This window comes from Sporosarcina highlanderae (assembly GCF_030433715.1).
GTDB lineage: Bacteria > Bacillota > Bacilli > Bacillales_A > Planococcaceae > Sporosarcina > Sporosarcina highlanderae.
Genome location: NZ_JAROCC010000013.1, coordinates 57,777 through 71,983, shown reverse-complemented (window position 1 = coordinate 71,983; position 14,207 = coordinate 57,777). Strand labels below are relative to the sequence as shown.

The following is a 14,207-nucleotide window of genomic DNA, read 5'->3' as shown; positions in this document are numbered from 1 at the left end:
AAAAAGTTGGTTTGGGGGGAATTCGATTGGCAGATTACGCCAGTTTCATAGTGAATATTAAGAAAAAAACTGGGATAGATCTTTCTTTGTATAAAGAGCCACAAATGAAAAGAAGACTTACCTCACTTTATGAAAAAAGAGGATATCACAGTTTTTCAGATTATTTTATTGCCATACATAATGATCAGGAATTGTTAGATGATTTTTTAGAGAGGATAACGATTAACGTAACTGAATTTTATCGAAATGCCCAACGCTGGGAGATACTTGAACAAAAAATACTACCGATGCTTCTTTCCACAAATAAAAACTTGAAGACCTGGAGTGCAGCATGTTCGAGCGGTGAAGAACCTTACTCTCTCGCCATGGTTCTATCAGCACATCTACCACTCAAGAATGTCTCCATTTTGGCTACAGACCTTGACACCATGGTTTTGGATAAAGCAGAAGTCGGCCTTTACGCTAAGAGATCGCTTAAGGAACTTCCAAAAAAGATGTTGGATCGTTTCTTTATTAATCAGGGTCAATATTATCAGATTAAAGAAGAAATCAAGCAAACCGTCCGATTCCAGCAGCATAATTTACTGAACGATAAATTTGAGAACGGCTTTGACCTTATTATTTGTCGCAATGTTATGATCTACTTCACCGATAAAGCCAAAGAACAACTATACACCAACTTTGCAAAAGCGCTCAAACCTAATGGAGTTCTGTTTGTCGGTAGCACAGAACAAATATTCACCCCCGATAAATACGGTTTCGAACAGGTAGAGACATTCTTTTACAGGAAGATTTGATGTTTTTTTAGGAGCGAAAATCCAGACTTTTTTTGCAATACCTATAGTCAAAGTTGCTATATTCTGATAAGGTGCTATGAAGCGGATATTTATCCAACCTTTAAAATAGAGATAAAAGGAGGAATTTGGAATGAGGTTTTTTACAGCAGGAGAGTCACACGGGCCTCAACTAACAGCAATAATTGAGGGGTTACCCGCTCAAATGCCTTTGACCGCTGAAATGATCAATAACGAATTGAAAAGACGCCAAGGCGGGCATGGGCGTGGAAGAAGAATGCAAATTGAAAAGGATCAGGTGCTCATCACATCCGGCGTAAGGCACGGATTGACATTAGGTTCACCAGTTACACTTACAGTTGTCAATGATGATTGGAAACACTGGACAAAAATTATGGGAATTCAACCTTTGTCTGAAGATATCAATCCTGAAGATATAAAAAGACAAATTACTCGCCCGCGTCCAGGTCATGCAGACCTTGTAGGGGGCATGAAATATGGCCATCGGGATTTAAGAAATGTATTGGAAAGATCATCCGCGAGGGAAACGACAATGCGGGTTGCAATAGGTGCTGTGGCCAAGCAATTCCTTCGTCAACTGGGTATTAAAACAGTGGCTCATGTTACCGAAATCGGTGGAATCTCGACTGATCCCAAATCATATGCACACCTTGAAGTGGATGAATTACGAGAAATCATCGAGCAGGACCCTGTGTATTGTGCAGATAAAGTAGCTTCAGTTAAAATGGTTGAAGCAATTGATGATATCAAAGGACGTGGAGACACCCTTGGAGGAATCGTTGAAGTAATTGTGGAAGGATGTCCACCAGGGATTGGCAGTTACGTCCAATTCGACCGTAAAATGGATGGTAAACTTGCTGGTGCAATGATGAGCATAAATGCATTTAAAGGTGTGGAATTTGGTCTGGGCTTTAAGATGGCTCAAAACCCTGGTAGCAAGGTGCATGATGAGATTGCATGGTCGGAAGAGCTTGGATACTACCGAAAGTCGAATAGGCTTGGTGGACTTGAAGGTGGTATGACTACCGGGATGCCGATTGTCATAAGAGGAGTCATGAAGCCAATACCAACTTTGTACAAACCGCTTGAAAGTGTCGATATTGATACGAAGGAGCCTTTCGTAGCAACGATTGAAAGATCTGATCCATGTGCAGTTCCTGCAGCTTCCGTTGTAGCAGAACATGTCATTGCAACCGAAGTCGCTAAGGCAATCATGGACGAATTTCGTTCTGATACGATGGATGGATTAGTGGATGAAATCAATCGGTACAGAGAATATGTAAAGGAGTTCTGATATGGGGAAACTGACCATTGAAATACCGAATGCCCGATATGATGTACATGTCGGAGACCATGTATATGAGCTTTTTTCATCTGACTATAAGGAATTGCTAAAAACAGCTGACCAGGTTGGGATTATTGCTGATGCCATAGTTGCGTCAAAACATTTGCCGATTCTTCTTCAGGCTTTGGAAAAAGCAGAGGTGTCTCCAAGTGTCAAAATTGTCCCTTCCGGTGAAAAGTGTAAAACACCAGAGGTCTATATTGAATGCCAATCGTATTTATTGCAGGAAAACTTCACTCGGAACTCATTATTGATTGCTTTTGGTGGAGGGGCGTGTGGGGATTTAGCCGGATTTGTGGCTGCGACATTTATGAGAGGTATTCGGGTCATACAATGTCCTACGACAATCCTTGCACACGATAGCGCTGTGGGAGGAAAGACTGCTATCAATTTACCGGCAGGAAAAAATATGGTTGGCTCTTTTCATCAGCCTTCAGCGGTATTATTCAATACAACATTACTTAAAACTTTGCCGCCACGTGAGATACGCTCTGGAATGGCGGAGTTGATAAAACACGCATTCATATCTGACGCAAACTGGGCAAACCAACTTATCGAGAATATTGCATTTGTCAATCCATCCATAGAATGGCTTTCTGAAGAACTCATAAAGGGGATTAAGGTGAAGGCGGATATCGTTGCTGCTGATGAGTTTGAGCATTCTGTAAGGAAATATCTTAACTTTGGTCATACATTTGGTCATGCGGTAGAGGCGGTATGCGGATTCGGCGGTCTTAGTCATGGGGAGTGTGTAATGATTGGCATGGCTTATAGTTTCATCCTTAGTGAGAAACACGGCAATGTGGATTCTACATTTACAAACCGTTTCATTAACTTTGCAAAATTAAATGGCTATACATTTGAACCAGTTCTAAATTATTCATTCAATCAGTTTTTGAACTTCATGAAAAATGATAAAAAAGCAACATTCGGCGAGTTGAATTTTATAATGTTGAAAGAATTAGGTAGCCCTTTCATACAGAAAGTTACTGAAAAAGATTGCAAGGAAGCATTTGAGGAATTTCAGCAAAGAATAGGTTAGGGGGAAAATGAATGACTGTAAGGGGAATAAGAGGAGCAACAACCGTTGAACAGGATCATACAGACAAAGTTCTTGAAGCAACTAGAATGATGGTTATCGAAATGGCAGAAGCGAATGGAGTAGTACCAGGTGACATTGTTTCAGTCATTATTTCAACTACTCAGGACATAAAATCAGCATTTCCAGCCAAGGCAGTAAGAACATTAGATGGATGGAAATACGTTCCTGTCATGTGCACGCATGAAATGAATGTAATAGGTTCCATGCCATTTTGCATAAGAGCGCTCATGCATGTAAATAGTGAAATTGTCCAAAAAGACATTAAGCATGTTTATCATAATGAAGCGGTTAAGCTACGTCCTGACTTGCTCAACTAACTACAATGGAGACTGGAGGAATACATATGAAATGGAAAGAAGCCTTAAATGAAATGAATCCTTATAAACCAGGAAGATCCATTGAGGAAGTTAAGGATTTATACAGTCTGAAAGAAGTCGTTAAATTAGCCTCAAACGAGAACCCATACGGTTGTGCATCATCAGTAATGGAGTTTTTAACAAGCTCTTCTATGCCGTTTCAAATTTACCCTGATGGTCATGCAACAAATCTTCGAAGTGAACTATCTGAAAAACATGGGGTGGATGAAGGTTCAATTCTTTTCGGAAATGGCTCCGATGAAATTATTTCAATCATTTCACGTGCTTTGCTTGATAATCAAACCCACACAATCATGCCAGCTCCAACCTTTCCGCAATATGCACATAATGCAAAAATCGAGGGGGCGGATTTTACTGAAATCCCTCTAAGTGACGGCGGTCATGATCTTGATGCATTCCTATCGGCGATCAATGAACGGACGTCAGTCATTTGGATTTGTAATCCGAACAATCCCACAGGAAACCTTATCCCAAGTGATGAATTGAAAAGATTTTTAAGCAAAGTGCCAGAAAATATCCTAGTGGTGTTAGACGAAGCCTATTTTGAGTATGTAACCGATCCAAATAATATCGATTCAATACGATTGGTTGATGATTACCCAAATATTTTAGTGCTTAGAACGTTTTCAAAGGCCTACGGGTTAGCTTCTTTCCGGCTCGGTTATGCGGTCGGCTCTCCAACAGTCGTTACGGAATTGAATAAAGTACGTAACCCTTTCAATAATAATTCACTTGCACTAGCAATGGCGAGTGTAGCACTTAAAGACGATGAATTCATTGAAGAGTGCCGTCGTAAAAATGAAATTCAAAGAGGTCGTTACAAGGATTTTGCTTCCGAAAATAAGATCCATATCTTTGATTCGCAAACGAATTTCGTCTTAATGGAAGTTCCTTGTGATGCAGACGAAGCAACGGAATTCCTATTGCAAAAAGGTTATATAGTTCGAAGTGGAAATGCTTTGGGAACACCTAATTATGTTAGGATAACAATAGGAACAGAAGAGCAGAATACAGGAGTATTTCATGCATTGGATCTTTTGTTAAAAGAAAAAGGTAGATAATTATGAAGAAAAACGTGGCAATAATAGGACTTGGGCTAATTGGAGGCTCACTTAGTCTTGCACTAAAGCGCAGTATACAAGAATTACATATCATAGGATTTGACAGATCTTACGCAACTGCAGACGAGGCATACCGACGCGGAATAATCGATTCAATTGCTCCATCCGCTAAATCAGCTTGTGAAAAAGCAGATATCATCATTTTTGCGACTCCAGTTAATACTACAGTCGTATTGTTAGAGGAAGCATCCACATGGAAATTAAAGGATGGAGTAATTCTTACAGACACAGGCAGTACGAAAAAGCCAATTATGGAGGCTGCGAAGGTTCTCACTGACAAGGGACTGACATTCATTGGAGGCCATCCAATGGCAGGTTCACATAAAAGTGGTATTTCTGCCGCGAAAGAACATCTATTTGAAAATGCTTATTACATTTTGACACCTACTATAGATGCAACCTCCGAACAAATCGATGAATTATCAAACTTATTAAAATCAACTAAGGGGAAAATTGTTGTATTAAACGCCGATGAGCATGATCATATGACGGCCATAGTTAGTCATTTCCCACATTTAATCGCGTCTTCTCTCGTTGGTAGATTGGCGGATCAGGAAAAACAGCAGCCCTTCATCAAAAATTTGGCGGCGGGAGGTTTCCGTGATTTAACCCGCATCGCTTCTGCGGATCCAACAATGTGGCGCGATATTACAATGCAAAATCGTGATGAATTATTAATGCAACTTGATGGATGGTTGCAAGAGATGGAATCCATCCGAAATCTAATTTCTGAAAATGATCCGGATTTAATTTTTCGTTTCTTTGAGGATGCCAAGACATTTAGGGACAGATTGCCTTCTACATCTGAAGGGGCTATACAAGGAGCCCTGTATATGACACTTGATTTGCATATTGATGTACCTGATCATCCCGGAGTCATATCTGAAATTACAAAAATACTTGCCGATGAACAGATCAGTATTACAAACATCCGGATTGTTGAAACAAGGACAGATGTGTACGGAATTCTTGTAATCAGCTTCCAGAATGCTGACGATCGCAAGGCGGCAAGAGCTGTACTTTCAAGGACGACGGACTATAGCATGCATATTCTTTAAAAGGGGTAGATGACTTTGGTTGAAGTGAAAACAATCCAGTTCGATAAGCCGGTTGTAAAAGGCACAATACAGGTCCCGGGTGATAAATCCATTTCTCACCGGGCAATTATGTTAGGGTCAATCGCCTCTGGAAAGACGACCGTAACAGGATTCCTTGAAGGGGAAGATTGCTTACGGACAATCGATATTTTCAAGAAATTGGGCGTATCCATTGAACAAAATGGAACGGATGTGTTAATTGAGAGCCCAGGAATCCAGGATTGGACAACGCCTGTTGGTGAATTGTATGCAGGGAATTCAGGGACAACTGCCAGATTATTGCTTGGTATATTGTCGGGCTCGTCAGTTAACTCTGTTTTGACTGGAGATGACTCACTATCAAAAAGACCGATGAAAAGAGTCACAATCCCTTTACAATCAATGGGAGCATCAATTTCTGGGAATGATGAAGGAGATTATCTTCCCCTTTCTATAAAAGGAGAATCACTAAAAGGTATTGATTATCAAATGCAAGTTGCAAGTGCCCAAGTAAAATCGGCAATACTTTTTGCTGGTTTGAATGCTCATGGATTGACAGTTGTTAAGGAATTTGCCATATCTAGAGATCATACAGAACGGATGTTCAAACAATTCGGTGCAAATATTCAACAAGATGGGAATGTAGTGAGTCTACAAGGCGGGCAGGTATTGAAAGGAACTGATGTAGTAGTTCCAGGAGATATATCTTCAGCTGCATTTTTCATGGTGGCTGCGGCTATGGTTGAAGGAAGTACCGTGGAATTCGTAAACGTAGGTCTGAATCCGACTAGAACAGGAATTATCATGGTTCTTGAGAAGATGGGCGCTCAAGTTGAAGTGCTTGAACGGTACGGTGAAAAAGAGGAACCTTATGGTACAATAAGAGTCTCCAATTCACATTTGAAAGGAATAAGCATAGAAGGGGATATCATTCCAACGCTCATTGACGAATTGCCAATTATTGCATTGTTGGCAACCCAGGCAGAAGGTATAACAATCATTAAGGATGCAGAAGAACTGCGGGTCAAGGAAACAGACCGTATTGCTGCTGTTACTAACGAATTGAATAAGTTAGGTGCGCAAATTGAAGCAACTGATGATGGGATGATCATTAAAGGTCCTACTCCGTTAAAAGGGGCAAAATTGAAATCATACGGTGATCATCGGTTAGGTATGATGGCAGCAATTGCCGCACTTATAACGGAAGGTCCTGTTGAAATTGAAAATCCTTCATGCATTGCAATATCCTACCCAAATTTCTTTGAACAATTATCGGATCTCATCAAAAAAGGTGAAGATGAATAATTTTCCTAATGTATACAACATGAAGGAACAGGTGAAAATATGAAGCAGTTACATGAATTTGAAAGAGCGATTTTTGAAGGTGATATTCGCTTAATGAATGAATTAATTGATCGCGCAGAAAAAATGGAGGAGTTTGACCTTCTCTATGACGTTGCGGGGATGATGGTCGAGTACGGCTATATAGGCCAAGCAGATCATATCTACGAAACATTGAGCTCAGTGATGCCGGACGAAGCACAGCTGAAAATTGATAGGGCATCTACACTGCTTGAACTTGGAGATGAGGACGAAGCATTGCTCCTACTCTCCGAAGTGACGCCCGATCAGGATGAATATGTTCAAGCGTTGATGGCGTTAGCAGATTACTATCAAATGATTGGAATGGCGGAAGCCGCACTTAGTAAGGTGAAGGAGGCTCTTGAAAGGGCCCCATATGAACCAGTCATCCGATTTGCATATGCGGAACTTTTACTTGATGCAGGTAGGTATATTGAAGCGGCTAAACTGTTCTCAGATTTGTATAGTGAGGGGAACAATGAAATAGCTAACATCAGTATCCCGCTACGGATTGCCGAAACTTATAGTGCAGGTGCTGCCTATGAAGAAGCCATTCCATATTATGAGAATATTATGGAGGATGAGCAGAGTCCCGATACTGTTTTCGGTGCAGCATACGCATATTATCAAAGCAAACAACCTGAACGATCGATTCAATTACTCGAAAACCTGATAGAAATGGATCCGGATTACTTTTCCGCTTATATGCTTGCGGGGCAAGCTAATTCCCAATTGGGTGAGGACGCGAAAGCTTACGATCTATACAAAAAAGGAATCGCACGAGATGAATTTGACAAGGAATTACGCTTGGCTGCTGGAAAAGTTGCTTTAAAATTAGCTCTTCCTGATGAAGCAGAGGAACATTTAAAACATTCAATTGCTCTTGATCCTGAATATATCGATGCAATCATTACTTTGGCTTCGCTTTATAATGAGAGGGAGCAAGATGAGGAACTACTTGATCTTTTAGCGGAGATGAAAGTAGATGAGATGGATCTCCCACTTCTTTCAGCATTTAAAGCATTTGCTTTAGAAAGAGAGGAACAATATGCCGATGCATACCTATCTTACCGTAAGGCATATACTGGATTGAAAGATGATCCATCATTTTTGGATAAATTCGCAAGATTCCTTTTGGATGAAGGGAAACCGAATGAAGCTATCGAGGTAATTAAGACGCTTGTGTCACTAACGCAACATGATGAATGGGCCGCTTTTCTTGAAATGTTGAATGACAAGGAGGTGTGATATGACAGCCATGGTTCCTGTCGCTGCCAAAAAAGACTTTGTTCGTTGGTTTTTAAAGCGCTATAAATTAAAGCGTCGGGAATGTGTTTGGATTCTGAACTATCTTCTAAGCCATGAACAGCTTCTACAAAACGTCCACTTTACGGATGAAGTGCATTACTGTCCGCGCGCAATGGTGATATCAACAATTAATTCGGAAAGTATCCCATTTCGTTTTTACAAGGGCAATCTGATGACCGCGGATGCAGAAAAGTCATTTCATGATTTACGTCTTCATCCGGACGAAAAAATGTATATACAGCTGAATTTTCCAAATAGCAATGCATGCCCGCATTATGCAAGTGTTCGGGAGGAAAATCCATTCCTGCCTGCAGAACTACAAGTAAGTGCACGGGATCGTAAAATTGCCGAGAAACTGTTAGAGGAAAGTGCTGCCTCTTTGTCGCTTGATCTGCTGATGAAACGAGTAGATGAAGCGCTTGATGCAAATGATAGGGAACGCTTCCTAATCCTATCTGCAATGCTGAATGATATGAAAATTACAAAGGACTAATGACTCCATCTTCAAGATGGAGTCATTTGCTTGACTTTTTTAGGGGGACTGAATAGAAATGAATTGGACAGGCAATGACATGGATACATATCTATCACAAAAAGAATATATCGATACATTAGTGATACCGCTTGTAAAAGTTGAAATGAACTTGGATAAGATGAAGACAAGCGCTTCTTCGACGGAATTTGTTATGCATCTTGCATCAGTAATTGAAACTCAATTTAAAGGCAGAATGATGTTTGCTCCGCCATTCAGCTATACGTCTACATCAGATTTGCAATCTATAGTGCAAACGACATTTCAAGAATTTTCCGGTACACCATTCAAGCACGTCTTCTTCTTGACGACCGATCATGTGTGGTCGACGTTTGAATTGCCTGGACAAGTTATTTGGATGCCTTCCATCCCATTAGAAAGTATGGATGCCTCGCTACGGCAATCAATCCTTGAAGACCAGTTGCGACAGGTGCTTCCGAAATTCATCGAAAAATGGTCAAACTAAGAAGCTGATAGAATATCTAAAGGATAATGAGTTGTCATTATTTAGGTTCTAACACGATTTATGTAAAATTCATGAATTGTTCACATTCTACTTTTACCGTAGAACGCATGATTGAATTTAAATTCGTATTGATATATCATAGATATGTCCTAGTATTACAATTAGCAAAAGTATGTCCGTTGGACTGATTTTGGAGTAAGAGGAGGGAAACTGATGAGCAGCAAAGTGTCTAGACGCCAATTCCTGAGCTATACGTTGATGGGTGTCGGTGGATTCATGGCTTCTGCTATGTTAATGCCGATGGTACGATTTGCAGTCGATCCAGTATTGCAACCAAAAAGTGAAGGTGAATTCGTTCCAACTCCGCAAAAAGTGGATAAATTGACCGAAACTCCTGTACGGGTTGACTTTACTATTAAGGATCGTAAAGATGCATGGTACAAGTCTGATGTATCGAATACCGCTTGGGTCTATAAAGAAGGCGATACAGTCATCGCACTTTCTCCTGTCTGTAAACACCTTGGTTGCACGGTGAGCTGGGAAGGGTCCGAGAAGCATAAGAATGAATTCTTCTGCCCTTGCCATGATGGACGTTATGAGAAAAACGGGAAAAACATTCCTGGATCTCCACCACTTGGACCACTCGATGAGTATATGGTAAATGTCGTGGATGGCTATGTTTATCTTGGAAAAACGGTTCCAAACACATTAGTTTAAAATGTAAGGGGGTACGACCGAAGTGCTAAATAAAATTTATGATTGGGTTGACGAACGGTTGGATATCACCCCGATTTGGCGGGATATCGCTGACCATGAAGTACCTGAGCACGTAAACCCTGCACATCATTTTTCTGCATTCATCTATTGTTTCGGTGGTTTGACGTTTTTCGTAACGGTCATCCAGATTCTTTCAGGTATGTTCCTTACAATGTACTACACGCCGGATATTGAAAATGCATGGAAATCCGTTTACTATCTTCAAAATGAAGTGGCATTCGGTGAAATTGTGCGTGGGATGCACCACTGGGGAGCGTCTCTTGTTATTGTTATGATGTTCCTACATACGCTGCGTGTATTCTTTACAGGCTCGTATAAAAAACCTCGTGAATTGAACTGGGTTGTCGGAGTTCTTATCTTCGTTACAATGTTAGGTCTTGGTTTCACAGGTTACTTATTGCCATGGGATATGAAAGCATTGTTCGCAACTAAGGTTGGTATTGAAATCGCCGCATCTGTACCGTTTATCGGTGAACAGATCAAGATCCTTCTTGCAGGTGACTCTACAATTCTTGGTGCGCAAACTTTGACTCGTTTCTTCGCGATTCATGTATTCTTCCTACCGGCTGCTTTGCTTGGGTTGCTTGCAGCACACTTTATCATGATCAGAAGACAAGGTATCTCCGGACCACTATAAGATCAACATCCACTTATTGTTGATTGTCTGAAATTAGAATAAGGAGGGGACATAATGCAACGCGGAAAAGGCATGAAATTTGTTGGTGACTCGCGCATCAAAGCCGAAGGGAAGATGCCGAACGTCCCGAAAGATTACTCGGAATATCCAGGTAAGACAGAAGCATTCTGGCCGAACTTCCTCTTGAAAGAGTGGATGATTGGTGCCGTCTTCCTTATTGGATATTTAATCATTACAGTTGCCCATCCGTCGCCGCTTGAGAGACAAGCAGACCCTACGGATACAATGTACATACCGGTTCCAGACTGGTATTTCCTATTCATGTACCAATTACTAAAGTATGAATTTGCTTCCGGACCATATAACGTTATCGGAGCTATCGTCATCCCTGGATTGGCAGTTGGAGCATTGATGCTTGTACCATTCATGGATACATCAAAAGAGCGCCGTCCATTTAAGCGCCCTCTTCCAACAGGCTTTATGCTTCTTGCATTCGCAGCAATTTTCTATTTGACATACGAGTCTGTTGCGAACCATGACTGGGAAAAAGCGAAAGCACAAGGTGCAATTAGGGAAGAGGTTCAATTTGACCCTGAGTCAGAAGGATATCAGATTTATGCTGGATCCTCATGTATCAGTTGTCACGGTGAAGCCTTCGAAGGCGGTTTAGGGCCAGCTTTAAGTAATACTGGTCTGACAGCTGATGAAATTATCGATATCGCTCATAACGGTATTGGAACAATGCCAGCTAATCAGTGGACAGGATCGGAAGAGGATTTGCAAGTACTTGCTGAATTCCTTGAAAACTTGAAATGATTCACAGCAAAAAGAGTCAGGTAACTGGCTCTTTTTTGCTATACTCAAGTTAGTTATACAGTTTTCACTTTATACATAATTTAGTGTTGGGAGAGAGGTCTTTGAATTCTCTTAAAAATATGGCATGGCTCATTTTGACCCATAAATCATTCTTATGGATTTTATTGTTTGTCAATATTTTTGGAACGGTTTACGGTTATGATTGGTATATGTGGCAACTAAAAATAACTGATCCGATTTTCTGGATATTCGTTCCGGATAGTCCTACAGCGAGCCTGTTTTTCTCACTTGCCATTATTGGATGGTTAATCGGCAAGAATTTTAAACTGTTTGAGGTTTTGGCCCTTATTACACTTGTTAAATATGGATTATGGGCAGTAGTGATGAATTTACTTACCCTAAACGAAGTGGGGGAAATCGGATGGCAAGGTTGGATGTTAATCGGTTCCCATTTCGCCATGGCAGTGCAAGCAATTCTTTATAGCGGAATGTATAAATTTGAGTTTAAGCACATTGTAATTGCCGCCATTTGGACAATGCATAATGATGTGATCGACTATGTATTTGGCCAAATGCCAATTTACTACGATATAATGAAACATATGAGTAAGATTGGCTATTTCACGTTTTGGCTATCCATTGCATGTATTTTGTTAGCTTATGTAGTTTGGAAATTTAGGATTAAGCGAAAAGCTGTTATAGCATAATAGCAAAAAGTTGCGGTTGTTCGAAGAGCATTATAAAATAGAATCAGATAGAAAGGGAGGGGAAACATAAATGTCTTTTTTGATTTACCTGGGTATTATTATGTTGCTTCCGTTATATGCCCAATCCAAAGTGAAAAGTACGTATAATAAATATGCGAAAGTACGCTCGACATCAGGAATGACAGGAGCACAAGTTGCACGTCTGATCCTTGACCGCAATGGTTTGCAAGATGTGAAAGTCATTGAAAGCAAAGGCTTTTTGAGTGATCACTATAACCCATTAACAAAGACGGTTGCATTATCGTCCCAAAACTTTCATGAAGCTTCAGTTGCAGGCACTGCTATTGCAGCACATGAAGTCGGACACGCCATCCAAGACGCTGAAGCGTATGCGTTCTTGCGTTTCCGCCATCGCTTGGCACCTGTAGCCAATATTACATCAAATGCTTCATGGATTTTTATCATTGCGGGCATGCTCTTAACAATCCCAATGGCGAAACCGATCTTAGGACTTGGAATCGCTTTTATGGCAGTTGGTGTTCTATTCCAAATCGTAACGCTGCCGGTTGAGTTCAATGCCTCCAACCGTGCAATGAATCAAATAGTTGAGCTTGGAATCATTAGAAATGAAGAAGAGCCACATGCGAAGAAAGTGTTAAGCGCTGCAGCAATGACATATGTCGCTGCCACAGCGGTAGCCGTGATGGAACTAGTTCGACTTTTGTTGATTTTTACGAATAAAGAATAATAAAAAGCCGACCATCAGTGGTCGGCTTTTTATATGGTTACGAATGGGTCAATGATCTAATGGCTGTTTCTGGTCATCAAGAGTGAAACCCTCACCAAGTACATCATGGACTTCTGTGACGGAAACAAAGGCATGCGGATCAATTGAGGTGACAATATTTTTCAGTCTCATGATTTCATTTTTTCCGACTACGCAATAAAGAATCTCGCGGTCAGATTTTGTAAAATGTCCATAGCCTCTAAAAACAGTGACACCACGATCCATTTCCAATGTGATCTTGGAAGCGATGGCGTCCTGGGAATCAGAAATGATAAAAGCTCCTCTTGCTGCATAGGCCCCTTCTTGGACAAAGTCGATGACACGAGCGCCTACAAAGAGCGCGACCAACGTATACATCATGGAGCGATGATCCAAGTAAACCGCCCAAGAAAGTAAAATAACAAATGCATCGAACATAAACATTGTTTTTCCCATGCTCCAGCCTATGTATTTATGCGCCAATCGTGCGATAATATCTACACCGCCAGTTGTTCCACCGAAACGGAAAATGATTCCTAATCCAATACCGATGAAAACACCGGCAAATAAAGCAACAAGGAACATATCACCTTCAAGGTGAATATTGTACTGGTATTTCATGAAGACCTTTAGGAAAACGGAAACTGCAACAGTACCAATCACTGTATAAATGAATACTTTTCTTCCTAACAGCTTCCATCCAATTATGAACATCGGGATATTCAAAATAAGATTCATGATGGCTGGGTCCCAATTGAAAGCGAATAGAAGAATTAACGTAATTCCTGTAAATCCACCTTCGGCAAGCTCGTGCTGAATATTGAAGTGAACAAGCCCAAAGCTGAATATCGCGGCTCCAAGGATGATGAAAAATATGTTTTTGAATCGTATTCCGCGAAACAAAAGATGACCACCTTTCAAGGCTACTATCATAGACAATGATACCCGATTTTTGACAATAGTACACTGAATGAATACGATAACAAATGAAGGGGAATAG

General features: G+C 40.7%; 16 protein-coding genes. 15 read left to right on the top strand and 1 reads right to left on the bottom strand.

The window, feature by feature from the left end:
• Positions 1-26: 26 nt before the first annotated feature.
• The 15 genes from P5G49_RS14865 (at position 27) to P5G49_RS14795 (ending at position 13,189) form a co-directional block, all read left to right on the top strand.
• Positions 27-797, top strand: a complete 771-nt coding sequence (locus tag P5G49_RS14865; RefSeq protein WP_301244998.1) for a CheR family methyltransferase — start codon at positions 27-29, stop codon at positions 795-797.
• Between the two features lie 130 nt (positions 798-927).
• The gene (aroC, locus tag P5G49_RS14860) at positions 928-2,109 is read left to right on the top strand and encodes a chorismate synthase (RefSeq protein WP_301244996.1); all 1,182 of its coding nucleotides are present in this window, start codon (positions 928-930) and stop codon (positions 2,107-2,109) included.
• A 1-nt stretch (position 2,110) separates the two neighbouring features.
• Complete coding sequence (gene aroB, locus P5G49_RS14855) at positions 2,111-3,202, top strand: 3-dehydroquinate synthase (protein WP_301244993.1); 1,092 nt, start codon at positions 2,111-2,113, stop codon at positions 3,200-3,202.
• Between the two features lie 11 nt (positions 3,203-3,213).
• Entirely contained in the window at positions 3,214-3,579 is a 366-nt protein-coding gene (aroH, locus tag P5G49_RS14850; RefSeq protein WP_301244992.1) for a chorismate mutase, read from the top strand.
• A gap of 26 nt (positions 3,580-3,605) precedes the next feature.
• Entirely contained in the window at positions 3,606-4,700 is a 1,095-nt protein-coding gene (gene hisC / locus P5G49_RS14845) for a histidinol-phosphate transaminase (protein ID WP_301244991.1), read from the top strand.
• A 2-nt stretch (positions 4,701-4,702) separates the two neighbouring features.
• Positions 4,703-5,818: a prephenate dehydrogenase gene (locus tag P5G49_RS14840; RefSeq protein WP_301244990.1), complete on the top strand. Its 1,116-nt coding sequence runs from the start codon at positions 4,703-4,705 to the stop codon at positions 5,816-5,818.
• Between the two features lie 15 nt (positions 5,819-5,833).
• A complete protein-coding gene (gene aroA / locus P5G49_RS14835; RefSeq protein ID WP_301244989.1) occupies positions 5,834-7,141 on the top strand; it encodes a 3-phosphoshikimate 1-carboxyvinyltransferase in 1,308 nt (435 codons plus the stop codon).
• Between the two features lie 39 nt (positions 7,142-7,180).
• Positions 7,181-8,446: a tetratricopeptide repeat protein gene (locus P5G49_RS14830; RefSeq protein ID WP_301244988.1), complete on the top strand. Its 1,266-nt coding sequence runs from the start codon at positions 7,181-7,183 to the stop codon at positions 8,444-8,446.
• A gap of 1 nt (position 8,447) precedes the next feature.
• Complete coding sequence (locus tag P5G49_RS14825; protein ID WP_301244987.1) at positions 8,448-8,999, top strand: ReoY family proteolytic degradation factor; 552 nt, start codon at positions 8,448-8,450, stop codon at positions 8,997-8,999.
• A 58-nt stretch (positions 9,000-9,057) separates the two neighbouring features.
• Entirely contained in the window at positions 9,058-9,504 is a 447-nt protein-coding gene (locus tag P5G49_RS14820) for a DUF2487 family protein (protein WP_301244986.1), read from the top strand.
• A 210-nt stretch (positions 9,505-9,714) separates the two neighbouring features.
• Complete coding sequence (locus P5G49_RS14815) at positions 9,715-10,221, top strand: QcrA and Rieske domain-containing protein (protein ID WP_301245053.1); 507 nt, start codon at positions 9,715-9,717, stop codon at positions 10,219-10,221.
• A 22-nt stretch (positions 10,222-10,243) separates the two neighbouring features.
• Positions 10,244-10,918 (top strand): menaquinol-cytochrome c reductase cytochrome b subunit, encoded by a 675-nt coding sequence (qcrB, locus tag P5G49_RS14810; protein WP_147059784.1) that lies wholly within the window; start codon positions 10,244-10,246, stop codon positions 10,916-10,918.
• 54 nt (positions 10,919-10,972) lie between these two features.
• Positions 10,973-11,734, top strand: coding sequence for a menaquinol-cytochrome c reductase cytochrome b/c subunit (locus tag P5G49_RS14805; protein WP_301244981.1), 762 nt, complete (start codon positions 10,973-10,975; stop codon positions 11,732-11,734).
• Between the two features lie 119 nt (positions 11,735-11,853).
• On the top strand, positions 11,854-12,441 hold the full coding sequence (gene lhaT, locus P5G49_RS14800) for a lipoprotein heptaprenylglyceryl N-acetyltransferase LhaT (RefSeq protein ID WP_301245051.1): 588 nt from the start codon (positions 11,854-11,856) through the stop codon (positions 12,439-12,441).
• 70 nt (positions 12,442-12,511) lie between these two features.
• A complete protein-coding gene (locus tag P5G49_RS14795) occupies positions 12,512-13,189 on the top strand; it encodes a zinc metallopeptidase (protein ID WP_301244979.1) in 678 nt (225 codons plus the stop codon).
• Positions 13,190-13,237: 48 nt separating this feature from the next.
• Here the strand turns inward: P5G49_RS14795 and P5G49_RS14790 are convergent, their stop codons facing one another.
• A complete protein-coding gene (locus P5G49_RS14790; RefSeq protein ID WP_435877223.1) occupies positions 13,238-14,140 on the bottom strand; it encodes a YitT family protein in 903 nt (300 codons plus the stop codon).
• Positions 14,141-14,207 lie beyond the last annotated feature (67 nt).